Below are 22,861 nucleotides of genomic sequence, written 5' to 3'. Positions count from 1 at the left end.
TACGACCACCCGTCGACGTCATGCGCCCCCGGCCGGCGGACGAGATCCCCGAGCCGGGCAGCACGCCCGGAGGCTTTCAGTACTCCCTCAAGCTCGATGGTTTCCGCGCCCTCGCCTTCATCCTCGAGGGCGGAAAAGTCTTCTTGCAGTCTCGCTCACGAAGAGACCTCTCCAGAGAATTCCCCGAGATCGCCGGATATCTGGGCGAGAACGTGCCGCCGGGAATCGTGTTGGACGGTGAATTGTGCGCCTACCGGGAGGGGCGATTGAGCTTTACCGACCTGCTCCGGTCGCACCGTGATCGCGAGCGGCTGGGAGTCCCCGTGTCCTACATCGCGTTCGACATTCTCGCTGTTCCAGGTCGGGATGTCAGGGCCCTGCCCCTGAGGGAGCGTTGGGAGCTGCTCGGAGCCTCGCTGCAGGACGTGGGCCCACCCCTCCAGCGTGTGCTGGCAACGCTGGACGAGGAAACCGCCCACGTGTGGTTTCGCGACATGAGAGCCGTGGGCGTCGAGGGGATCGTGGCGAAAGCACTGAGCTCGCCCTATCGGGCAGGAGGAACCTGGGCCTGGCGGAAGATCCGGCATTCCGATACACGGGACGGCGCGCTACTCGGCGTTTTCGGCCCGGTGGAGCGGCCGCAGGCCCTTCTCGTCCAGCTTCCCGACGATCGCACCGTGAAGACGTCGCCTCGCTTGACCCCGACGCAGTCCCGGCAGGTCGGCGAGCTGGTACGCGGTCGCCTGGGAGAGCTGACGGACCACCCGGACCACGGGCCCGTGCGGATGCTCACCGCGCCTCTCCTCGTCGAACTGCGCCAGGCAGCCGGACGCCACGAGACCGCCCGTTTCGTCCGCGTACGGCCCGATGGGTGAGCACCGACACGCGAGGACGCGGGCCTTCCCCCATCCGACGTCGCCGGCCTCAGACGGCGGCGTTGTCGCTGCTGGGAAACCACTCCACCATCGCGGAGTACTCCGCACCCGGGCGGCCGTCGCCGGTGAACCACTCGCCGGGGCCGGTGCGCTCCTCCCAGGCCAGATGCAGCTCGGCCAACTCGTTGACCAGGTCGGTGGCGAGTGCCGCGGCCTCGTACAGGTCCTGGTCCGGTGTCTGCGAGCTGGAGCCGACGATCTGGCCGCGGACCCGCGCGGAGTGGCCGTACCGGAAGTTTCCGTCACCGCACAGGTGCGGGTCGACGAGGACCGCTTCACCGTAGTTACGGCCCAGGCGTCGATGCCCGGCCGCCTTGGCCGCGGCGTAGGGCAGGAACGTAGATCCACCCTCACCTACGGTGATCACACCCAGGACCGCATCCGCATTGGACACCCACGGTCCCGCGGTCGGGTCCATCAGGACGAACGCCATGCACGGTCGCGGGTAGACATCACGAGGCGCGCGCTCCGCGGCCACGGTGCGGTTGCGCCAGATGCTGGCCGCGCGGCGTTGGCCCAGCCGCGTCAGCAGCTCGTCGAGCTGCTGACCGTTCATCAGGTACTCGTACGGATTGCGCCGGTGCGCGGCGCGCACCGGGAGGCCGTCGGGCGAGATCGTTTCGTGGAATCCCATCGCTGCTCCCTGCGTAAGGTCTTGAGGACGCTCTGCCGTCGGCAGGTCAGACATTGAGCCTCTGTGCGGCTCGCGAAAAGTGGCGCCAGGCGCTGAGGGTGTCGCGCTCGAAATTCTCCTCGGAGATCTCGGCCGAAATAGTTGCCTGCAGTTCCTTGCCCAGCTGCTCAACGCCCAAGTGACTCGCGTGCATGCGCTCGATCGCATCGGCAAGACCGTCACTGCTGGGTCCGAACCGATGAGCGGCGGGAAAGAACCTGCGCGCTTCCACCTTGTCGGAGTCGGTCATCAGGGTGCAGATACCGGAGAGCGCAGCCTCGAGCGGAGTGATACCGAGCGTCTCGTACCGCGAGGGGCAGACGAAGATCCCGTTGGACCTCACCTGGCCGAACAGGGCATAGAGTTGAGGCTTGGAGAGCTTCCCGATCGCCATGAACTCCGCTGCGTGCTCTGCCGGTACACGGGCTCGAAGCCCCTCCCGCGCGACATCGTCGTCAGTGCCGTCTCCGACGACCAGGATCCGAAGAGGTACGCCACGCCTGCGCGCCTGGACACAGCCGTCGACGAGCAGTTCGACGTTCTTGAAGTAGTCCAGTCGAGCGACCGCGGTGAACACAAGCAGCTCGGCGTCCTCGGCGAACGCCCGGAGGTTCTCGTCCTCAAGGGTCTCCGGCTCCTCTATCAGCGCGATGGGCGGCCGTACCGCGCGTATGCGTCGCTCATCGACACCCCGGCTGACCAGATGCTCCCGTTGCAGATGCGAGTGCTGCAGCACAAACATTCGTTCGCTCGACCGGACCTTGCTCAGGCCCAACTCCTGGTGCTTCAGCAGGTGCAGCGCTTTGCCGGCGTCACCGAACGCCCTTCCGGTCGCCACCGCGGGGAACGTCCCGATGAAGTCGTACACGAAAGGTCCATGGTGAGTCACGCAGCATGCGAACTCTTCCGGATGGAATCCCAGCAGCGCGTCCGTCTGGTAGTAGAGCATCCCCTGGCCGTTCATGCCGTGCTCGGCCAGCAGAAGCGTCGCGGCCTCGGCGATGGCGCGGCTCACCGCACCTTCGCTCATGTCGAAATTGAACCGAAGGATCGCGCATATGACGCCCGACCGGCATACGATATCGACCCGGGGCTCGTCCAGCCGCTCATCTCGCTTGTAGAGAATTATCCCGGCGGAGAGGCCGGCCCGCTGAAGACAGCGCAACACGGAGCGGGAGAACGATGTGGCGCCGACGTTCGCCGGCACTAACTCACTTTCGGGAAAATATCTCTCGTTCACAACTATGATTCCGGCCAGTCGCGGATCAGGTGGGGACACTTTCACGCACTCCAGGTCTCAACTCGGGCAAGTGGTTCTACGGGACCTGCCATGGGTGGCGCGGCGCCATTGCACGCGCAGGGAATTCGGTCGGCCTCAGGGACGCCCCGGAGCCCGGAAGTTCCACCCGGCCGCCCGCCAGACAACCGGGTCAAGGACGTTACGTCCGTCGACAATGTTGCGCGCAGCAACCACCGAGCCGAATTCTTCCGGGTCAAGCTCCGTGAAGTCCGACCATTCGGTAAGCAGAAGCGAAACACGTGCCCCCTGTGCCGCCTCGATCGCGGAGCCGGCGTAGCTCAGCTCGGGATAAGCCTTACGGGCATTGTCCAGCGCGACCGGGTCGTACACGGAGACGAGTCCGCCTTCCTGTTCGATCGCCTTCGCCACCGCGAGGGCGGGCGAATCGCGGATATCGTCCGAATCCGGCTTGAAGGCCGCTCCCAGGACGGCCACGGCGCAGTTCTCGAGCGATCCGCCCGCAAGCTCACGCGCCAGGTCGACGGCCCGGGCACGGCGACGCATGTTGATGGCATCGACCTCGCGCAGGAACGACAGCGCTTCGCCGGCACCCAGTTCCTCGGCGCGGGCCATGAAGGCACGGATGTCCTTCGGCAGGCAGCCACCGCCGAACCCGATTCCGGCGCTCAGGAAACGCCTGCCGATACGGTCGTCATAGGACAGGGCCTCGGCTAATGCCATAACGTCGCCGTGAGCGGCCTCGCACACCTCGGCCATGGCATTTATATACGAAATTTTCGTGGCCAGGAACGAATTCGCCGCAACCTTCACGAGCTCGGCGGTGGCGAAATCGGTTACCACCAATGGGATGTCACCGAGGGGCTGGTAGATATCACGAAGCGTCTTCTCAGCGGCCTCGGTGCGCACACCGAGGACAATGCGGTCGGGACTGAGCGTGTCCTTGACGGCGAACCCTTCACGCAGGAATTCAGGGTTCCACGCCAGGTCGACGGCCGCACCGGACGGTGCGAGATCGATCAGCTTGTGAGCGAGCCGTTCAGCCGTCCCCACCGGCACCGTGGACTTTCCGACGACGAGGCATTGCCTCTCCAGGTGCGGCGCCAGAGCCTCAACTGCCGCATCGAGTTGCGAGGTGTCCGCAGCGCACCCACCTCCGACTTGCGGCGTGCCCAGGCACAAGAAATGCACATCACCGAACTCGGCTGCCTCCTGAAAAGAGGTGGTGAACTTCAGATTTCCTGATTCCAGGCCCCGTCGCAGTAGTTCGTCCAGGCCGCCCTCGTAGATCGGCAACTCGCCGTTGTTCAGCTGACGGACCTTCTCCGCATTGATGTCCAGGCCCAGGACCTCGTAGCCCAGCTCCGCCATACATGCAGCGTGAGTGATTCCGAGATAGCCGGTTCCGATCACTGTCATTCGATACCGTGCGCGCAAGATCTCAATCCTCCGAAAGCCAAGTTCTGGATTTGCCTGACATGTTCGACAAAGGACTCGCCGGGTGGTCGGCCGGGTGCGGCCCGGTCTCACTTCGGGATGCGCCGCAGGCCGCGAATGGGAGTGCTGGCGAGCAGGGCGATGGCACAGCCGAGAGCGGCCACGGTGGCGACCAGCAGGAGGCGGTGGAGTCCGACGAGGCTGCTGGCGGGGCCCGCGATCACCTGGCCGAGCGGGACAGCGAGGATGGAACCGGCGACCTGGTAGGCGGCGACCCGGTTGAGCCGGTCCTCGGGGATCTGGGTCTGCACCGTGGTGGACCACTGGACGCCCCAGAAGGCCCAGCCGATCCCGCTCACCGCGTACCCGAGCATGACCAGCGGCAGGGCGGGGACCAGGGCGGCCGCCAGCGGCATCAGCGGGAACAGGAGCATCGCGATGCCGCCGCCAAGGAGCGGGCGGGCGGGGCGGATGCGTATCGCGATCAGGCCGCCGACGACACAGCCCGCGCCGAACGCCCCCTCGGCGTAGCCGAAGGCGGCCTTGCCGTGCGCCTCGATGATCGACGCGGCGCCGAGCGGGGTGATCGGGCCCCAGACGAACACGCCCAGCACCCACCAGATCAGAATGACCCCCCACAACCAGGACCGGGACCGGAACTCATCCCATCCGGTGCGGAGGTTGGTGAGCGTGGAGGCGGTCCGGTCCACCTCGAACGGGGGGAGCCGCAGCGCCACCATGCAGATCCCGCTGACCGCGAAGGTGGCCGCGTCCATCCCGAACACCCAGGCCGGCGACGTCGCGGCGACCAGTGTCCCGGCGAGCGCCGGGCCGGCCATCGTGGCGAACCCCTCGCTCACCCGCAGCACCCCGTTGGCCTTCTGCGCGTCGGCGGCGACCTGGGGCACCAGGCTCGACGTGCCCGGCTGGAACATCGCCGTCGCGATACCGCCGACCAGTGCCCCGACGATCATGATCCACAGCGGCGGGTGCCCGAGCCAGAGATAGATCGCGAGCAAGCCCTGGACCAGGAACCGGGCGACGTCCGCGCCGATCATCAGCGGCCTGGGATGGAACCGGTCGGCGAACACCCCTCCGAACACGACGAAGAGCGCGAACGCGCCCATCCAGGCACCGAGCGCGAACCCGATACCGCTCACGCCGTATCCGAGCGAGAACATCGCGACCGCCGTCGCGACCGGGATCATCGTGTCGCCCACCTGCGAGACGACGCGGGCGACGAAATAGAGGCCGAAGTTCGACGTCCACAGACGGGACGGTAGGGCGACGGACAAGCTCATTGAGGTTCCTACTCAAGGTCTATGGGTATCGCGTCAGGCGCGAACGGCCGAACCGATCGTGCTGGGACTTCTCTGGTTGTTCCAGCCTTGGTTCACCGGCTCTCCAGGGCCGTGCGGTACTGGAGAGCCGGTGAGCGAGAGCCGGACTCAGAGAGCGATTCGCACGCCGTAGGACCGCAGCCAGCTGTCCAGTTGGAGCGCAGTTTCCAGAGCCGCCCGGCTCACACCGCCTTCCAGTGCGGCCGCACCGCTCCTCGCCACTGCCTGCTTGAGTTCGGCAGAGAAGAGCGGCGCGCTCGGGCTCTCCGCGTTCTGTACGACATCGACGAGTCGTGCTCGCAGCATCTGGTCATAGGCGCCGGCCCGGAGATTGGGATACGGCGTCTTGATCCGCAGGGCCACCGAGTCCGGGAGCAGATCGCGCATTGCCGCGCGCAGCAGGCTCTTCTCCCTGCCGTCGAAGCTCTTCATGGACCATGGGATGTTGAAGGTGTAGTCGACGAGCCGATAGTCGGCGAACGGGACTCTGATCTGGAGTCCGCACGTCATCCCCAGCCTGTCCAGCCGATCGAACAGCACGCGGGAATGGCGTGTCTGCGCGAGATAGGTGACCTCCCGATAACGCGCCTCGTCCGTATCGGCTATGTGGTCCGCGGCCGCGATCTCCGCCACCGCCGTGCTGTGAGAGTCGCGCTCGTACGCGGCGAGGTCGAGCTTGGAGAGCAGGCCGGAATCGAAGATGGCCTCATTCCCCTTGTAGCGTCCCCGGCCTTCCTGCACCCACGGGAAGGTGTTGCTGAAAACCCACTCAGGAAGGCGCTGCCAGTTGTACCCCCCGAAGACGTCGTCACCGCACTCCCCTGACAAGGCCACGGTGGCGTGCTCTCGCGCAGTGCCGAAGAGCTGATGCAGTGAGGCGTACTGATCGCCCTTGTTGATGGGCAGATCGTAGGCAGCCAGTACGGATGCCCGCAGCGCCGGGTCGAGCAGGTCAAGTCCGTTGAGCGACAGTTCACTCAGGTCTGAACCGACGTGTTCTGCCATCAGGCGCGCATAGATGTGGTCTTCGTTGCCGAGTGCGTCGCCCGCCTGTGAGGGATCGTGGTCGTTGACCGCGAAGGAACGAATGCGTCCCAGACCCTCGCGACGGGCGACCTGAGCCGCGAGCGCGGTGAGAGAGCTGGAATCCAGACCTCCCGAGAGCAGTGAACACGGGGGGATGTCCGCCACCATCTGCTGGGCCACGGCGGATTCGAGCAGCTCGCGAATGGTCGCGATGGTCTGGTCCAGCGAGTCGGTGTGCTCCCTGACCCGCAGTCCCCAATAGCGCTGTTCCGCTGTGCCCGACCGGGTGACGCGCACGGTACAGCCCGGAAGGACCTCTTTCATGCCGCGGAAGATCGCGTGTCCGGGCACCCTGGCGACCGACAGGATGTCGCGCAGCCCGTCGGCGTCCAGAACGGGAGAGAAGTCCGGATGGGCGAGGATGGCCTTCGGTTCGGAGCCGAAGAGGACTCCCGCGGGGGTCGGCGCGTAGAAGAGCGGCTTTACGCCCATCCGGTCACGCACCAGAAGCAGTTCCTGGCGGCGCTCGTCCCAGATGGCGAACCCGTAGACCCCCTCGATCTGCGCGACGAAATCCGCCCCCCATTCCAGGTATGCGTGGAGGACCACTTCGGCGTCGTTCCTGGTCTTGAAGAAATGACCAAGAGACTGGAGCCGGGCGCGCAACTCCCGGACGTTGTAGAGCTCTCCGCTGTAGGTGATCACCGCATGCGAGCCGGCGCCGTCCGTGAATGCGATCGGGAGGCTTTCGCCTTCGAGGCCGGCCGCGGACAAGTTCCGCTGTCCCAGGGCGGCATGGTCCGAGAACCAGACACCTCCGGCGTCCGGACCGCGCCGAACCATGGTCTCCGTCATGGCCCTTGCGATGTTCGAGCTTTCCGTTACTTTGCGCGAAAAATCTACCAACCCGGCGATACCGGACATCATGTGCTCCTTGAAGAATTGCGGAACTGTCGGTGGCGGGCCCGGGTTCGCCACATCAGGGAATCGTTTCTCATGGGCGAACACGGGCCCCAGACATCGTTGTCCGGCTACCGGATGTTTTCGCCGCCGTGGATGTCGCAGGCGTACCACTGGGCCAGGTCACGCATGCCCTCGAAGACCGAGGCCGAGCCGGTCCAGCGCAGTTCGCTCTCCATGAGCTCCGTCGTCATGCTCCACCTCTCCGCCCCGTCCTCCGGGCTGCGTTCCCAGGGCGTACGGCGGGAGACCTCCGCGAGCAACCCGGCCAGCTCCTCCTCCGCGTAGGTCGCCGAGGCCACGTTGAGCACCGGCTGCGACGGCGGTGCGGCGAGGACGGCGCCGATCGCGTCGGCCATGTCCCGGTAGTCCAGTACCTGGTGGACCCCCTGGGGGTTCAGCGACAGCGGGCGGCGCGTCCAGGCCAGGTGAACCCACCGCACGGACGGGCTCTCCCGGGGCGCGTGGGGTCCGACCGGGTCGGCCAGCCGCAGCACCTGTACGGCGACCCCGGTGTCCTCGCCCCACTGGCGGCACCGCTCCTCTTCCTGCCACCACGCCAGGGCGATCGGGTCCACAGGCGGCTCGGTCAGACCTCCCTCGGTGGCGGCCTGGTCACCACTGCCCCGGTACACCGCGGCGGAGCCGGCGTAGATCAGGCGCTCCACCCCCGCCTTCTCCGCGGCCTTCAGCACGTCCTCCAAGACCTGGACGCCGGCGGCAGGACGTCCCAGATGGACCACGTACGAGACATCGTCCAGGTCATGGACCGCCGGCGATCCCGCCAGATGGTCGGCCGGGTGGTCCAGGTCGCCCAGCAGCCGCGCCAACTGGCTTCCGAAGCTGCTCTCGCCCCCGGTCACGGCGATCCGAGCACGAGGCGTGGACCCTGCCGGGCGTCCGCCGGAACGCGGGGCCTTGCGTCCCTCTTCGAGCGCGGCCAGCGCCAGGTCGCGTACCGGGTGGGCCAGGGCGAGCAGTTCATCGACGGGGTAGTCCTCGCACAGACCGCCGGGTCCCAGTGTCTGCATCGCCGCGGTCGCGGTCGCCGGATCCGGCTCCGGCGCGTCGGCCGTGACGACACCGGTGGCGAACGCGGTCACCCATACGGCCCGGCGCACCTGCTCGGGGAGCGGGGAGGGGGCGGCCGAAGCAAAGCCGGTCAGGCACGCGTCCAGCAGTCCGGTCCGGCGCAGGTGCCGTTCGGTCTCGACGTACTCCCAGCCCGTGCCGTTCTGCACCGCGCACCGGGCTTGGCCGTACTGGTAGAACGGCACAACAGGGAACCGGACGCTGTCGTACGTCGCCGATTCCACGGCCTTGTCGGCGAACAGCGTGGCCTGGCGGAGCCCGTGGTAGGCGTTGCCTGCGAGGCTGGGCATGTCCATGTGCTGCACCAGGCTGGGAGTGCAGAACCGGACGGGGATGCCGCGGGCGTTCAGGTACCGCTGCACCACCACGTCGTACGGCCAGCCGGGCTCGTCCTCCTGCTGGAAGCGCGTGTACCCCCGGGCCACTTCGGCCGGCAGCATCAGCGCGTAGCAGGGCACGTGCTCCTGGAGGGTGTACGCCCACGGTGCGCCGGTCAGCGCCGCGAGACGGGCCACGGCACCGTTGCGGGTCTCCCAGCCCGCGTAGAAGGCGACCGCCTCGTCCCCGGCCGCCGCCGCGGCCTGCTCGGCGTAGTCGAAGAACCCTTCGGCGAGCACCACGTCGTCCTGCAGTACCAGGTGGTGCGTGGCGTCGGGATCGACGCACTCCCACGACAGCGGCGCGACCCGCAGCGCGGTCGGCCGGCCCTCGGGTTCGGGGTCCACCACCACCTTGATCCGGCCTTGGACGTCGACGGCGGCGAGGAGCTGGGCTTCCTCCAGTCGGCGCGGGTGTGTCATCACCGCGCCGCTGAGCTTCACCGGACGATTCAGGGTGTCCATGAAATACCTCGTAGGCGTGAGTAGGGGCGGGCGGAGTGTGGTTCAGTTGCCGGAATCAACGGCGTTGGAATTGCGCACCAGGCGCACGTTGTTCGTCAGGCCCACGTCGAAGCCCCGCTCCCGCTCGAGCCGAAGCATCTCGGCGGACCGGAAGTTGAGGATGTAAGCACGGCGCACCGAGTCGGTGGTGTTACCGCGGGAGTAGTGCAGCGTGCTGCCCGAGTGCGCGACCCCCTCGCCCGGCCCGAGTGGCACAGCGGTCGCACCGGGCTCGTCCTCGGAACAGTCGCACTGGATGTTCTTGCCGTCGCTGGTCGGGTAGTGCGGGCGCAGGGGCTGCTTGTGCGAGCCCTGGACGTACCACATGCAGCCGTTGTCGAGAACGGCCTCGTCCAGGGCCACCCAGATCGACACCGCTCGCTTGTCGGGCAGGTCGATCCAGTAGGCCGCGTCCTGGTGCCACGGCGTCGGTACGTCGGTGTGCGGCGCCTTGTGGATCAGCATGTCGAAGTCGAGCACGGCGTCGTCACCGATCAGTGCCTTGGCCATCTCAAGTGCCCGGGCGTGCAGGGGCATCTCCAGCAGCGGCGCGTGGAGGGCGGAGGGCCACATGATCTGGGTGATGTTCTCCTTCACCCCGTCCCGGCGCGGTACGTGGGAACCGAGGTCGGAGCGCTTGTCACCGCTTTCGATCTCCCCGCTCAGGAAGCGGTCGTAAATCTCCCGGTAGGTTTCGACCTCCGAGACGGAGAGTAAGGAGCCAGTGGTGACGAATCCGTTTTCTTGGAAGATCTGCGCCTGCGTAAGGTCAGAGTTCACCGTCATGGGGATCCTTCCGTTTGGCATGATCTCGATGGAACCGATGGTGGACAGGGAACCGCCGGCGACGGCGCGACCGTGCCGCGCGCAGGGCAGGCCGAAGCCCGGGCCGGCACACCGCTGTGACTGGTCTTATCGGTCGTCAATTGAACGGCGGGGGCTTGAGAATTCACTTCGGCGGTCGCGAAATCGCGATACCACGCCGTCGGCGTTGACGGGCGGCCGTAGGCACGCCGGTGAATGCGGGAGGGAAATACCGTCCGGGGTCGACAGAAGTGACTTGGGAAGTCGGATTCCGGCTGTTGGGTCGTTGCGCTCGGTCGCTTCCGGAGGGCCGCGACGAGGCGTGCGAGCATGCGGACGCAGTCCGCAAAGTCGGCCGAGCCTGGCAATCAGTGCAGGTCAGCGATGCCGAGGTGGGCGTCGGTCAACGGCGTGACGTCAACCGTGAGAGCGACTTGTGGGCAGGTGGGGGGAGAATTTTCGTCCGGGGACGGTAATCGTTCGAGGCCACGCCTGGCACCGACAACACCTAAATCACCTGGAACCTGCAACACCTAAATCTCCCCCATGACCGATCCACATGTGCCGAATTCATCAGGCGCAACCACGCGCGCCCCGTGTGGATTCCCGTTTCGTTTTGCGCTCCTGATGTTCAAACGTTATCGATCACCAGGAGCGCACGTCAAGAGATTTTAGCCCCACTGTCGACGCGGTGATTCAGGTTTACACAATGCGTATATAAACTTGGATTAACTCTTCAAGAGTAAGTGAATAGTGACCTACTCGCGCAGGCAAGGGCATACCATCACATGGAAAACAAAAAGGTCTAGACCAGGCAATGGCAGCCGGGCTCCTGGGTGCCGCCCGCGCTTGAGGAACGTGGCCATGCCATGCGGCTGCGCCCTCCGGCGTACGAGGAACGGCCCCGAGCGGCCGGGGCCACAACCTCGACCCCGACCGGGTTAGGCGCGCAGCCAGGTCCGGCGGTCCCTGGCCGTCGCGTACAGCGACTCGATGTCCGCGGGCTTCAGCACGCCGCCGAGCCTGGCCAGCGCCGGCACCTCGTCGTCCCGCAGGATCCGTACGTCCGGCGGCGCGGGCAGCAGATCCAGCCGCGCCGCCCCGACCACCGCGAGCACCGGGCGCACCGCCGTCGCCAGCGCGAGCGTCGCGCGCTCGGCCCGGCGGCGGGTCAGCCGCAGCAACGGACTCGGCCCGCCGCGGCCGGCCTGCACCATCGGGTCGGCGATCCGCACCCGCAGCCGGCGGGCCGCGAGGGTGTGCACGGCGAGCACCCCGCCAGGACCGACGGCCAGATGGTCGATGTGGTCGGCGCCGGGCAGCGGCACCGAGTGCAGGATCCGCCAGCCCGCGCCCTCCAGCCGGTCGAGCTCGTCGCCGAGCAGCTGCTGGGCGGCGAGTTCGCCGCGGCGCGGGTCCTGCCGCAGGCGCCGGGGACTCACAGCGAGGGAACGGGCGCTCACCGGGAGGGAGTCGAGCGCGGCGTGCAGCGCCTCGCCGGGACGGTTGGGAGCCAGGTCGTCGTCCGGGTGCAGGGACAGCCTGGCGAGGTCGGCGGAGGTGGGCACGGGCGGCGGGCCGACGGTGACATCGCCCGTCAGATACGGTGCGAGCGCCGCCAGCACCGCGGCCCGGTGGGACTCGAGGACCAGGCTCACCCGGCCGCTGTCCTGGTCGTACCAGGCGACATGGCGGCCGTCGGGGAGGCTGACGTACAGCCTCTCCCGGCCCTGCTCCCGTGCGGGTGTCACGCGCAGTTCCGTCATGCCACCACCCCCCGACCATGGGAACAGCCCGGTGGCCTTCGGGGCAATATCCACGCGATGTCTCAGCCGTGGTGCACACTCTCCCCAAGCGCAAGTTCTTGGGAGGGGGCAAGCGTGTTCGGGGGGATCGACGAGGTCGACTGGGCGTCAATGGGGCACGCCTACGGACCGGCCGACGATGTGCCGGGCCTGTTGTACGGACTGGCGTCCGCGGACCCCGCCGAGCGCGAGACGGCGCTCGACGGGATGTACGGCGCGGTGCACCACCAGGGCGATGTGTACGACTCGACGCTCGCCTGCATTCCCTTCCTGCTGGAGCTCGTGGCCGATCCGGCGGTCCAGGACCGGGGCGGCATCGTCGAGTTGCTCACCAGCATCGGCGGCATCGATCTGGACGGCGACGACGAACTGGACCCGGACGACGAGGAGTTCGAGTACGCCGCGAACTATGCGATGGCCGCATCGGCCGTGACCGCGGGCGCGGACGTCTTCCTCGCACTGATCGACGACGCGGACCGCGGGGTGCGGCTCGCCGCCCCGCTCGCGCTCGCCACCCTGCACGACGACCCCGAGCTGGTGCTCGTCCTGCTGCGGGAGCGGCTCGGCGCGGAGCCGGACGCCGAGGTGCGGTTCGCCTGCGTCGAGGCCGCCGGCCGGATAGCCCTGCGGCACCGGCAGCTGGCGCCCGAGGTGGTGGGGTGGCTCTCCGGGCTGACCCGGGTCCCGTACGGAGCGGGGCTGCGGCTGGCCGCGCTCGCCCAGCTCGCCCGCTGCGCGCCGGGGGCGCTGCCCGCCGATGTGGTGCCGGGGGTGACGGGCCTGCTGCGCGAGCTGCGCGCCGAGCCGGTGGCGGCCCCGGTCACGGAGCCCGTGCCCGAACGACCGTCGACACCCACGCTGCTCGGGCGGCTGCGCGAGGCGCACGAGGAGGACACCGTCGGCCGCGGTGCACCGTGGACGGCGGATCTGCTGCGCACGCTCCACTCCGGTCTCGGCGATCGCGTGGATGACCGGATAGCGCTCCTCGCCGACCAGTTGTGCAGCCCGGACTGGGGGCAGCGGATCGATGCCGTACGGATGAGCAGCGGGCTGCTGCGGACCTGGCGCGGCGCGTACGAGGAGCTGGTCGGCCTGGTCGGGGAGCAGCTGGCCGACCCGGAGAAACGGTTGGCCGACGCGGCCGCCGATGCGCTGGCGGAGCTGTTCGGCCTGGCCGCGCCCGCCGCGGACGCGCTCGCCGACCGGGTGAGCGCGGAGCCCGGGGCCTGGGTGCGTCAGTGGAACGACGGCCCGCCCTCGCTCGGCAGCCCGGTCCTGGCGCTGGCCCGGACGGGGGACCGGCGGGCCGTGCCCGCGCTCGCGCGGACGCTGGAACTGCCCGAGGCGCCGCGCGACCTGGGGTACGCGCTCGGCCATCTCGGCACGGCCGCGGCACCGCTCGCGCCCGCGCTGCGGCGCCGGCTCGGCGAGCTGGATCTTGACGAGCGGCTGTACGACCTGGCCGGGCCGCTGCTGCACGGACTTGCCGAACTGCGGGCCACCGATGCCGTGCCGGAGGTGCTGCGTGTGCTGCGGGGCGCGCCCGAGTACCGCAAGGAGTGGGTGGCCGAGTCGGCACTGCGGGCGCTCACCGCCTTCGGGCCCGCGGCGCACGAGGCTGTGCCGGATCTACGCGCGCTGATGCGCCGCGTCGGCGTCGGCTCCGGCCTGTCGGCGTCCCTCGCGGCGCGCACGGCGGGGGCGCTGTGGGCGATAGAGGGTGACGCCAAGGCCGTACTGCCCGTGCTGTGCGCGGCGTTGTCGGGGGCGGACATCGGAGGCCGTCGCTCGGCGGCGACGGCACTGGGCGCGCTGGGACCGACGGGCGAGGAGGCCGCTCCGGCGCTGGGTGAGCTGCTGCGGGTGGCCGAGCCATGGACCCGGGTGGACGCGGCGATCGCGCTGTGGCGGGTGACGGGCGATGCCGGCCGGGCGTGGCCGGTGCTGCTGTCGGCCTGGGAGCGGCTGCCGTACACGCGCGTTCCGATCGCCCATTGCCTGGTGGAGCTGGCGGCCGAGGGAGCGGACCAACTGCTGCGCGAGGAGCTCGGATCCGTACGACGGCATAACGCGATCGACGGCGGATACGGCAGCCATGACATCTTTACGGACGAGAAGCTGCTGGCTCTGTGCCGGCGAGCACTGACGAGGGAGAGACCACCAGCATGATCATCTTTGGCACCAGGGGCTACCTCTACCAGCTGGCGATAATGACGCTGGTGTGCGGGCACTGCGGCAATCCCTCCGCACACACACTCAGGAAGCGCGTCACCAAGTTCACGCTGTTCTTCGTGCCGCTGTTCCCGTTCTCGACGAAGTTCGCGACGCAGTGCACGTTCTGCGGCATGGAGCAGCAGATCAGCAAGGAGCAGGCGGAGCAGCTGCAGACGCAGGGCGCGGGCGGGCCCGGCGGGCAGCCGTACGGGCAGCCGCAGCAGCAGCCCGGCGGGCAGCCGTACCAGCACTGACGAGGCGCGGGCACGGGCCGGGGGCCGGCACCCGGCGCCGCAGCAGGGCCGGGGCCCTGCTGCGGCACATCGCGAACGTGCAGGTCGGTGGCACAATCGAGGCCGGCCGGGCGGGCGGCTCCACAACTCGTCTCCGCCTGATCATCCGCGGCGTCCCCTCAAGGGCGGCGGCCGCACCGACAACACCAACTCCCTCGCCCGGCCCGGTGAAGGAGAGCAGCACCCCGGGTGCCCGCCCGGCGAGGAGAACCTTGAGCCCGAGCCCGCACCGCCTGCGGTACGCCGTCCTGCTGACGGCGTCCGCAGCCGTACTGCTGTCCGGCTGCGGCAGCGAGGGACGGATCAAGAGCGCGGGCGAGACCCCGACGGCCGTCGGCCCCGTCCATCTGTGGCCGGATCTGCCGCCCGTCACCGCGCCGCCGTACGACTACGGCGAGTCGGACACCCAGCTCGTGCCCGGTATCAAGGTGCCGGGCCAGGACGTCCGCGCCCTCGACCCCGTCGACGTCGTCCAGGCCGACGCCAAGGCGCACCCCGATTCGTTCACCGGCATCGACGGGCTCTCTCAGGAGACGGTCAAGAAGATCGGCGAGTGCGGGCAGAGGCCGAAGTCCTGCCCGGTGCTCAAGCCGTACTACCGCGATCTGACCGGCGACGGCCGGGACGAGCTGATCATCGGCATCAGGATGCCCGAGCAGCAGACGGCGGTGCGCTGCTACATGCCCGGAAGGAACGGCCTCACCCGGATCATGGCCACGGCCGACCAGCTCGTCAGCGTGGATCTGGCGGGCCGGGACGTGATCCTGCGGTCCGTCTCGGCGGGCATTCCGGGATACGAGTACCGCACGGCCTGGTCCTGGGACGGGCATCAGCGCGCGATGCTGCCCACGCGCGACGAGATCGTCCGGGTCAAGCCGTCCCGCTCCCCCGAGCCCAAGCCCCCGGCGGCCGCACCGTGAGGCGGCCTCGGCTGCCCCGCTGGACCGCGACCCTCACCTGGAAGGCTGCGGTCTTCATCACGGTGATGTGCTGCGCTCTCGCGGCGCTGCTCGGCGCCCTGGTGCACGCCGCGGTCACCAAGCAGACGGTGGACCAGTCGCGCGAGAAGGCGCTGGGCCGGCTGGTCGAGGTCACCCGGGAGTACGAGTCGGGCGAGCCGGTGCCGCGGTACGGCGGAATCGACCCGCCGGGCCTGCCCGACTCGCTGCGCGAACTCGCCGTCGGCGGACGGCGCGGCACGATGGTGGCCACCTTCGACGGCCGCCCCGTCATGTGGGCGGCCGGTCCCGCCGACGGCCGGGCGATCGCCGTCCGCGTCGACTTCACCACCAGCGCGAACACGATCAACGGCCTCGACCAGGCCATCGTCGGCTCCTCGGTGCTCGCCATCGGGGCGACCCTGCTGGTCGGCGCGTTCGCCGTCACCAGGGTCACGCGGCGGCTCCATCTCACCGCGCAGGTGGCTCGGCGGATCAGCGCGGGCGATCTGGACGCACGCGTCAACGACCCGCGTACCAGGAATCCTTCGCGCCCCCAGGACGAGGTCGCGACGGTCTCCGGTGCCCTGGACACGATGGCCTCGTCCCTGCAGGGCAAGCTGCTGAGCGAACAGCGCTTCACGGCTGATGTGGCGCACGAGTTGCGTACCCCGCTGACCGGGCTGAGTGCCGCTGCCGAGCTGTTGCCCGAGGGGCGTCCGGCCGAGCTGGTGCGCGATCGGGTGCGGGCGATGCGCTCGCTGACCGAGGATCTGCTGGAGATCTCCCGGCTGGACGCGGGCAGCGAGAGGGTGGACCTCGATGTGCACGAGCTGGCGCACCTGGCCGAGCGGGTGGTGCTGGCCTCCGCCACCGACACGGAGGTACGGGTCGTACGCGATGCCACCGTCGAGACCGACAGGCGCCGCCTGGAGCGGGTGCTCGGCAATCTCGTCGCCAACGCCCACAAGCACGGGAAGCCGCCGGTGGTGCTCACCGTGGACGGCGCGGAGGTGACGGTCGCCGACCACGGCCCGGGCTATCCGGAGTATTTGCTGGCGCACGGGCCGCAGCGCTTCCGCACGGACGGCAACAGCAAGGGGCACGGCCTCGGGCTGACCATCGCGGTCGGGCAGTCGGCGGTGATCGGCGCTCAGCTGTGCTTCCTGAACGCCGCCGAGGGCGGCGCGGTGGCCCGGCTGACGCTGCCCGAGTACGTGCGGTTCCTGGATGACGATGCGGCGGAAGGGGGCCGGACGGGCTGAATTCAGCCCGTCCGGCGCCTCACGACCGGGGTCCGGGACTGAGCCCCGGCTACGTTGCGGGTCATGACCGCAACGACAGCGGTGGACGCTCCCCCGCCGGAACTACGCCTGGCCAAGCGGCGGGGCGTCGAGCTCTCGCTCCTCGTCTGCGCCGTCCTCATCTCCGTCTACGGCTATATCGACGTGGGCATGACGAGGAACAACGCGGTTCCGCCGGACGCCGCCCGGTACGGCGCCGGCCTCGGCGTGCTGGCCCTCCTCGCCCATCTCGCCGTACGCTTCTGCGCCCCCTACGCCGATCCGCTGCTGCTCCCCATCGCCGTACTCCTCAACGGCATCGGCCTGGTGCTCATCTACCGCCTCGACCTGGCGACACCGCGCTTCGAGGCCGCGCCCACCCAGCTGATCTGGTCCACGATCGGCGTCGCGCTGTTCATCGCCGTGGTCGTCTTCCTGCGCGACCACCGGGTCCTGCAGCGGTACGCGTATCTCTCGATGGCCGCGGCTCTCGTCCTGATGATCGTGCCGATCGGCTTCCCCGCCGTGAACGGTGCCAAGATCTGGATCCGGATCGGCGCATTCTCCTTCCAGCCCGGGGAGTTCGCCAAGATCCTGCTGGCCGTCTTCTTCGCGGCGTATCTCTCCGCCAACGGCAACGCGCTCGCCTACACCGGCCGCCGGATCTGGCGGCTGCTCCAACTCCCCACCGGCCGGGTGCTGGGCCCCATCGTCGCCATCTGGCTGCTCAGCGTGATCGTGCTGGTGCTCGAGCGCGACCTCGGCACCTCGCTGCTCTTCTTCGGGCTCTTTGTGATCATGCTGTACGTGGCGACGGGCCGGACCGGCTGGATCGCGGTGGGTCTGCTGCTCGCCGGGGCCGGCGCGTTCGCCGTCGGCGCCCTGGAACCGCACGTCCACAGCAGGGTGCAGGACTGGCTCGACCCCTTCGCCACCATCGACGCCGGCCAGGGGCCCAGCCAGCTCGCCCAGTCACTGTTCGCGTTCGCCGCCGGCGGGATGCTCGGCGCGGGCCTCGGCCTCGGGCACTCCATCCTCATCGGCTTCGCCGCCAAGTCCGACTTCATCCTGGCCACCGCGGGCGAGGAGCTCGGCCTGGTCGGCCTGACCGGGATCTTTCTGCTGTATGCGCTGATGGTGGCCCGCGGATACCGCACCGGGCTCGCCCTGCGCGATCCCTTCGGACGGCTGCTCACCATCGGGCTCGCCTCGATCATCGCCCTTCAGGTCTTCGTCATCGCGGGCGGGGTGATGGGCCTGATCCCGCTCACCGGTATGGCAATGCCCTTCCTGGCCCAGGGCGGTTCGTCCGTCGTCACCAACTGGATCATCGTGGCGCTGCTGATCAGGGTCAGCGACTCGGCCCGCGCGCCCCACCCCGACAGCGTCGAAACAGGGGTCGTCGCCCCGGTGCTGGAGAACGAACGGTGATCCGCTACATCCGGCGCGCGGCCGTCCTGTGTCTGCTGCTCCTTGTCGCCCTGCTCGTCAACGCCGCACGCGTGCAGATCTTCGAGGCCACCTCGCTCGACAAGAACCCGGCCAACCGCCGGGTGGCCATTGCGCGTTACCACGCGCCGCGCGGCGACATCCTGGTCGGCGGGCAGCCCGTCACCGGCTCCAAGGACACCGGCCAGCAGCTGCGCTACGAACGCACCTACGCCGACGGCCCGATGTACGCGCCGGTGACCGGCTATGCCTCGCAGACCTACGGCACCAGCCTGATCGAGAACGCCGAGGACGGCGTCCTGTCCGGCACGGACACGCTGCTCTCGCGGCTGCCCTTCTGGAACGACGTCAGCCGCGGCCGGCCGCCCGGCGGCAATGTCGTCACCACCATCAGGCCGTCGATGCAGCGGGCGGCGTACGACGGGCTCGGCGGCCGACGGGGTGCGGTCGCCGCGGTCGAGCCGTCGACCGGGCGGATTCTGGCGCTGGTCAGCAGCCCTTCGTACGATCCCGGAGAGCTCTCCGGCACCGGGGCACAGGTCAAGACCGCGTGGGCGAGGCTCAATGCCTCGGGCAGACAGCCGATGCTCAACAGGGCCATCCGGCAGACGTATCCGCCGGGCTCGGCCTTCAAGATCGTGACGGCGGCGGCCGCGCTGGACTCGGGCGTGGTCACCGATGTCGACGCGCCGAGCGGCGCGCCCGATCCGTATGTCCTGCCGGGCACGAGCACCACGCTGCCGAACGCGGCGGACGGCTGTGAGGACGCCTCGCTCGCATACGCGATCCAGTGGTCGTGCAACACGGTGATGGCGCACATCGGGGTGAGGGTCGGGCTGGTCTCGATGCTGGACACGGTGGACAGGTTCGGCTTCAACGACCGTCGGCTGAGGATCCCTTCGGGCGTCGCGCCGTCCAACTTCGACCGCAATATGACCGTCGATCAGCTGGCGCTCTCCTCGATCGGGCAGTTCGACACCACGGCGACGCCGCTGCAGATGGCGATGGTGTCGGCCGCGGTCGCCAACGGCGGGGAGATCAGATACCCCTATCTGGTGGAGAAGGTGACCAGGTCGAACGGCGACATCGTGGCGCAGAACAGCCCGAGGCGGTATCGGCAGGCGATGAAGCCCGTGACGGCGCAGCAGCTCCAGCGGCTGATGATCAAGGCGGTCGAGGAGGGTACGGGCGAGAACGCGGCGATCGAGGGGGCTACGGTCGGCGGCAAGACCGGCACGGCACAGCACGGACTGGGCAACGCCGGTACGCCGTACGCCTGGTTCATCTCCTGGGCGCAGGTGCGGGGCGCGAGCCGGCCGGCGGTGGCGGTCGCGGTGGTCGTCGAGGAGGCGTCGTTCGAGCGGCGTGAGATCAGCGGCGGGGGGAGCGCGGCGCCGATCGCGCGTGCGGTGATGGAGGCGGCGCTGGGAGACTGGTCGCGTGAGCACTGACCACGTCAGGGATGCCGGCACGAGGGTCGAGGAAGCCCTGGACCGGATCGCGGACCTCGACCCGTCCCTGTGCGCGTTCATCGAGGTGTGGCCCGAGGCGGCGCGGACTGGCGCACCGGAGTCCGAACTCCCCCTCGCAGGGCTGCCGTTCGCCGTCAAAGGCCCGTCCGGAATCCGTTCGTACGAGGCCCGGCGGCTGATCGCGGCGGGCGCGGTGCCGGTCGGCGCGACATCGGTGCCGGGCCCGGGCACGTACTGGCAGACCTGGGGTCTCGGCGCGCACGGCCGCACGCTCAACCCCTGGCGGGCGGACCGCACACCGGGCGGTTCGTCGGCGGGTTCGGCGGTGGCTGTCGCGGCGGGGATGGTGCCGCTGGCCACGGGGAGCGACGGGGCGGGGTCGGTAAGGATCCCGGCGGCGTGGTGCGGGGTGTTCGGCCTGAAGACGACGAACGGGCTGCTGCCGTCGCCGGACCGGACGGGCCTGGCGTCGGCGGGCGTGCTGACGCCCTCGGCTGCGGACGCCCGGCCGTATCTGGACTCCGTACTGGACGGATACGCGCCGGTGGGCCTGGAGTATCCCGTACGGGCGCGCTGGTCGCCCGACCTGGGCTTCGCGCGGACGGAACCGGAGGTGGAGTCGGTCGCGCTGGCGGCGGCGGAACGGCTTGCCTCGGCGGGAGTGGTGCACCTCGACGGGCGCCCGCTCGCCCTGCTCGACCCGGCCGGGGCCTGGCAGTCCGTGCGCCGTGCGGACCCGTCGGCGGGAGCGGCGGTACGCGCGGAGAACGACCGCCGTCTGGACGCTCTCTTCGCGGACGTGGACCTGCTGCTGACGCCTTCGACCCCGAACCGCCCGCACGGCCACGACGGCCCGGGCGAGCTCTACTCCACGGCCCTGACCTGGGCCTTCAACCTGAGCGGCCACCCGGCGGCCAGCATCCCGGCGGGCTTCACGAGCGACGGCTGCCCGGTCGGCCTGCAACTGGTGACGCCGCGCGGCACGGACGTCTCACTCCTCGAAATGGCGGTGGCGGCGGAGCCGCACGCGATTATCGTGCGCCCATGACCCACGAACTCGCCCAAGTGAACATAGCCCGCCTCAAATTCCCCCTGGACTCCCCGGAGTTGAAGCCCTTCGTCGACGGCCTCGACCCGGTGAACGCGATCGCAGACGCGGCGGACGGTTTCATCTGGCGCATGCAGGAGGAGAGCGGGAACGCGACGGATCTGCGGATCTTCGGCGACGACTGGATGCTGGTGAACATGTCGGTCTGGCGGGACCCGAACGCGCTGACGGCGTTCATGTACCAGGGCCTGCACCGGGAGCTGCTGGCCCGCCGCCACGAGTTCTTCGAGCGGATGGAGGAGGTCATGTCGACGCTGTGGTGGGTGGAGCAGGGCCACCGCCCGACGGTCGCGGAAGCGGAGGAACGCCTGCTCCACATCCGCGAACACGGCCCGACACGGAGGGCGTTCACCCTGCGGACGTCGTTTCCGCCGCCGGGGGCGGAGTGATCAGCCGCCCCGCCGGCCGATGGCGGTGAGGTCGAGGTCCCGTCCAGCCGCCGGCCGGCGGACGGGCCCACTCATACTGCTCGTCCAGCCCGTACTCGCGTGCGGCGCTCATGATTGCTCCCATGCGGCGGAGTCTGCCTGGTACAGCCAGCGTACCCAGCGGGGATGCGCACCCGCCCCTCGTACGAGTGAGCGACACTCCTGCGTTGACCGCCCGCTACCGCGTACATGGTCCGGGCCCGGCGTCCGCAGCCGCCGGGGCCCGGCAGGAAATCGTTCGACACGCTGCTGGAGGCGCACTCGAAGGGCCTCAGCCGGCATCCCGGCGGGCTTCACGCGTCAGCCGGCCGCCTGAGCGTCCTCCGCTCCCGCCGCGATCGCCTCCTCGACCTCAGCCACCCGCGCCTCCTCCTCCGCCGCGAAGCGTTCGCGGTCGAGCTGCTCGGCGATCTCCTCGTCCTCGGACATCAGCAGGTCGAGGTTGGCGTCGCCCATCTCGAAGACACCCATGTCCAGATACGCCTTCTGCAGCCGCTCGCCCCACAGTCCGATGTCCTTGACGCACGGCACGATTCTGCTGAAGAGGAGCTTCCGGAACAGCGCCAGGAATTCGGACTGCTCGGAGATCTCCTCGGCCTCCTTCCGCGGGATACCGAAGTTCTCCAGGACTTCCACCCCACGCAGCCGGTCGCGCATCAGATAGCAGCCTTCGATCACGAACTCCTCGCGTTCGCGCAGCTCGGCGTCCGTCAGCTGTCTGTAGTAGTCCCGCAGCGCCATCCGCCCGAAGGCCACATGACGGGCCTCGTCCTGCATGACGTACGCAAGGATCTGCTTGGGCAGCGGCCTGTCCGTGGTGTCGCGGATCATGCCGAACGCGGCCAGCGCGAGCCCCTCGATGAGGACCTGCATGCCGAGATAGGGCATGTCCCAGCGGGAGTCGCGCAGGGTGTCGCCGAGCAGCCCCTGGAGGTTGTCGTTGATCGGGTAGAGCATCCCGATCTTCTCGTGCAGGAACCGGCTGTAGATCTCGGCGTGCCGGGCCTCGTCCATGGTCTGGGTCGCGGAGTAGAACTTCGCGTCCAGATCGGGGACGGACTCGACGATCCGTGCCGCGCACACCATCGCGCCCTGCTCGCCGTGCAGAAACTGGCTGAACTGCCAGGACGTGTAGTGCCTGCGCAGCTCACCCTTGTCCTTCTCGGTCATCTTCGCCCAGTGACGGGTGCCGTAGAGATTGAGCACCTCGTCGGGGGTGCCGAGGGGGTCGTACGGATCGACCTCCAGGTCCCAGTCGATGCGCTTGGCGCCGTCCCACTGTTTGTCCTTGCCCTTCTGGTACAGGGCGAGGAGCCGGTCCCGGCCGTCCTCGTACTCCCAGCTGAAGCGCGCGGCGCCGGTGGCCGGGATCTGCCAGAGCGTGCTTTCGGGGGCGTTCGTGTAGCGATCGTGCGTCGACACTGACGGCTCCTTCGCCTCATATCGCCAACGACTAAGGACAATT

The 22,861-nt window shown here is 69.1% G+C and carries 18 protein-coding genes and 1 pseudogene; 9 read left to right on the top strand and 10 right to left on the bottom strand.

From position 1 onward, the window contains the following. The first annotated feature begins 20 nt into the window (after positions 1-20). On the top strand, positions 21-875 hold the full coding sequence (locus ACQEVG_RS26335) for an ATP-dependent DNA ligase (RefSeq protein WP_432988189.1): 855 nt from the start codon (positions 21-23) through the stop codon (positions 873-875). 49 nt (positions 876-924) lie between these two features. On the opposite strand, the gene ACQEVG_RS26330 is transcribed toward ACQEVG_RS26335, so the two are convergent. From ACQEVG_RS26330 to ACQEVG_RS26295, 8 genes are all read right to left on the bottom strand, one after another. Then, positions 925-1,569 carry a hypothetical protein gene (locus ACQEVG_RS26330; protein ID WP_432988187.1) on the bottom strand — a complete coding sequence of 215 codons (645 nt, stop codon included), beginning with the start codon at positions 1,567-1,569 and terminating at the stop codon, positions 925-927. Positions 1,570-1,615: 46 nt separating this feature from the next. After that, entirely contained in the window at positions 1,616-2,815 is a 1,200-nt protein-coding gene (locus ACQEVG_RS26325) for a glycosyltransferase (RefSeq protein WP_432988185.1), read from the bottom strand. Between the two features lie 168 nt (positions 2,816-2,983). Further along, on the bottom strand, positions 2,984-4,285 hold the full coding sequence (locus ACQEVG_RS26320) for a UDP-glucose dehydrogenase family protein (protein ID WP_432988184.1): 1,302 nt from the start codon (positions 4,283-4,285) through the stop codon (positions 2,984-2,986). A 107-nt stretch (positions 4,286-4,392) separates the two neighbouring features. After that, on the bottom strand, positions 4,393-5,604 hold the full coding sequence (locus ACQEVG_RS26315) for an MFS transporter (RefSeq protein ID WP_432988182.1): 1,212 nt from the start codon (positions 5,602-5,604) through the stop codon (positions 4,393-4,395). A 147-nt stretch (positions 5,605-5,751) separates the two neighbouring features. Beyond that, positions 5,752-7,593, bottom strand: a complete 1,842-nt coding sequence (asnB, locus tag ACQEVG_RS26310) for an asparagine synthase (glutamine-hydrolyzing) (protein WP_432988180.1) — start codon at positions 7,591-7,593, stop codon at positions 5,752-5,754. 107 nt (positions 7,594-7,700) lie between these two features. Then, positions 7,701-9,563 carry an NAD-dependent epimerase/dehydratase family protein gene (locus ACQEVG_RS26305; protein WP_432988178.1) on the bottom strand — a complete coding sequence of 621 codons (1,863 nt, stop codon included), beginning with the start codon at positions 9,561-9,563 and terminating at the stop codon, positions 7,701-7,703. A gap of 42 nt (positions 9,564-9,605) precedes the next feature. Further along, on the bottom strand, positions 9,606-10,388 hold the full coding sequence (locus ACQEVG_RS26300) for a phytanoyl-CoA dioxygenase family protein (protein WP_432988176.1): 783 nt from the start codon (positions 10,386-10,388) through the stop codon (positions 9,606-9,608). A gap of 959 nt (positions 10,389-11,347) precedes the next feature. After that, positions 11,348-12,172: a nuclease-related domain-containing protein gene (locus ACQEVG_RS26295; protein WP_432988174.1), complete on the bottom strand. Its 825-nt coding sequence runs from the start codon at positions 12,170-12,172 to the stop codon at positions 11,348-11,350. A gap of 114 nt (positions 12,173-12,286) precedes the next feature. Between ACQEVG_RS26295 and ACQEVG_RS26290 the strand changes: the two genes are divergently transcribed. The 8 genes from ACQEVG_RS26290 to ACQEVG_RS26255 all read left to right on the top strand — a co-directional run bounded on the left by ACQEVG_RS26290 (position 12,287) and on the right by ACQEVG_RS26255 (position 21,357). Beyond that, positions 12,287-14,380 carry a HEAT repeat domain-containing protein gene (locus ACQEVG_RS26290; protein ID WP_432988172.1) on the top strand — a complete coding sequence of 698 codons (2,094 nt, stop codon included), beginning with the start codon at positions 12,287-12,289 and terminating at the stop codon, positions 14,378-14,380. Then, on the top strand, positions 14,377-14,679 hold the full coding sequence (locus ACQEVG_RS26285) for a zinc-ribbon domain-containing protein (protein ID WP_432988170.1): 303 nt from the start codon (positions 14,377-14,379) through the stop codon (positions 14,677-14,679). The genes ACQEVG_RS26290 and ACQEVG_RS26285 overlap by 4 nt, the downstream gene beginning before the upstream one ends. Before the next feature lie 251 nt (positions 14,680-14,930). Next, positions 14,931-15,638 carry a hypothetical protein gene (locus ACQEVG_RS26280; protein WP_432988168.1) on the top strand — a complete coding sequence of 236 codons (708 nt, stop codon included), beginning with the start codon at positions 14,931-14,933 and terminating at the stop codon, positions 15,636-15,638. Next, positions 15,635-16,921 (top strand): histidine kinase dimerization/phospho-acceptor domain-containing protein, encoded by a 1,287-nt coding sequence (locus tag ACQEVG_RS26275; protein WP_432988166.1) that lies wholly within the window; start codon positions 15,635-15,637, stop codon positions 16,919-16,921. The genes ACQEVG_RS26280 and ACQEVG_RS26275 overlap by 4 nt, the downstream gene beginning before the upstream one ends. 63 nt (positions 16,922-16,984) lie before the next feature. Then, positions 16,985-18,370: an FtsW/RodA/SpoVE family cell cycle protein gene (locus ACQEVG_RS26270; RefSeq protein WP_432988164.1), complete on the top strand. Its 1,386-nt coding sequence runs from the start codon at positions 16,985-16,987 to the stop codon at positions 18,368-18,370. Further along, positions 18,367-19,839 carry a penicillin-binding transpeptidase domain-containing protein gene (locus tag ACQEVG_RS26265; RefSeq protein ID WP_432988162.1) on the top strand — a complete coding sequence of 491 codons (1,473 nt, stop codon included), beginning with the start codon at positions 18,367-18,369 and terminating at the stop codon, positions 19,837-19,839. The genes ACQEVG_RS26270 and ACQEVG_RS26265 overlap by 4 nt, the downstream gene beginning before the upstream one ends. Further along, the gene (locus ACQEVG_RS26260; protein ID WP_432988160.1) at positions 19,829-20,908 is read left to right on the top strand and encodes an amidase family protein; all 1,080 of its coding nucleotides are present in this window, start codon (positions 19,829-19,831) and stop codon (positions 20,906-20,908) included. The genes ACQEVG_RS26265 and ACQEVG_RS26260 overlap by 11 nt, the downstream gene beginning before the upstream one ends. After that, positions 20,905-21,357, top strand: a complete 453-nt coding sequence (locus tag ACQEVG_RS26255) for a DUF3291 domain-containing protein (protein ID WP_432988159.1) — start codon at positions 20,905-20,907, stop codon at positions 21,355-21,357. The genes ACQEVG_RS26260 and ACQEVG_RS26255 overlap by 4 nt, the downstream gene beginning before the upstream one ends. Positions 21,358-21,397: 40 nt before the next feature. Here the strand turns inward: ACQEVG_RS26255 and ACQEVG_RS26250 are convergent. Both ACQEVG_RS26250 and ACQEVG_RS26245 read right to left on the bottom strand, forming a co-directional pair. Further along, positions 21,398-21,469: pseudogene (locus ACQEVG_RS26250) on the bottom strand (Uma2 family endonuclease); the annotation flags it as partial. Between the two features lie 227 nt (positions 21,470-21,696). After that, positions 21,697-22,818 carry a ferritin-like domain-containing protein gene (locus tag ACQEVG_RS26245; protein WP_432988158.1) on the bottom strand — a complete coding sequence of 374 codons (1,122 nt, stop codon included), beginning with the start codon at positions 22,816-22,818 and terminating at the stop codon, positions 21,697-21,699. Positions 22,819-22,861: the final 43 nt, after the last annotated feature.

Source organism: Streptomyces sp. CA-135486 (genome assembly GCF_050936555.1).
Classification (GTDB): Bacteria; Actinomycetota; Actinomycetes; order Streptomycetales; family Streptomycetaceae; genus Streptomyces.
Note: the sequence above shows the minus strand (reverse complement) of the source record. Positions and strands in the feature narration are given on the sequence as shown.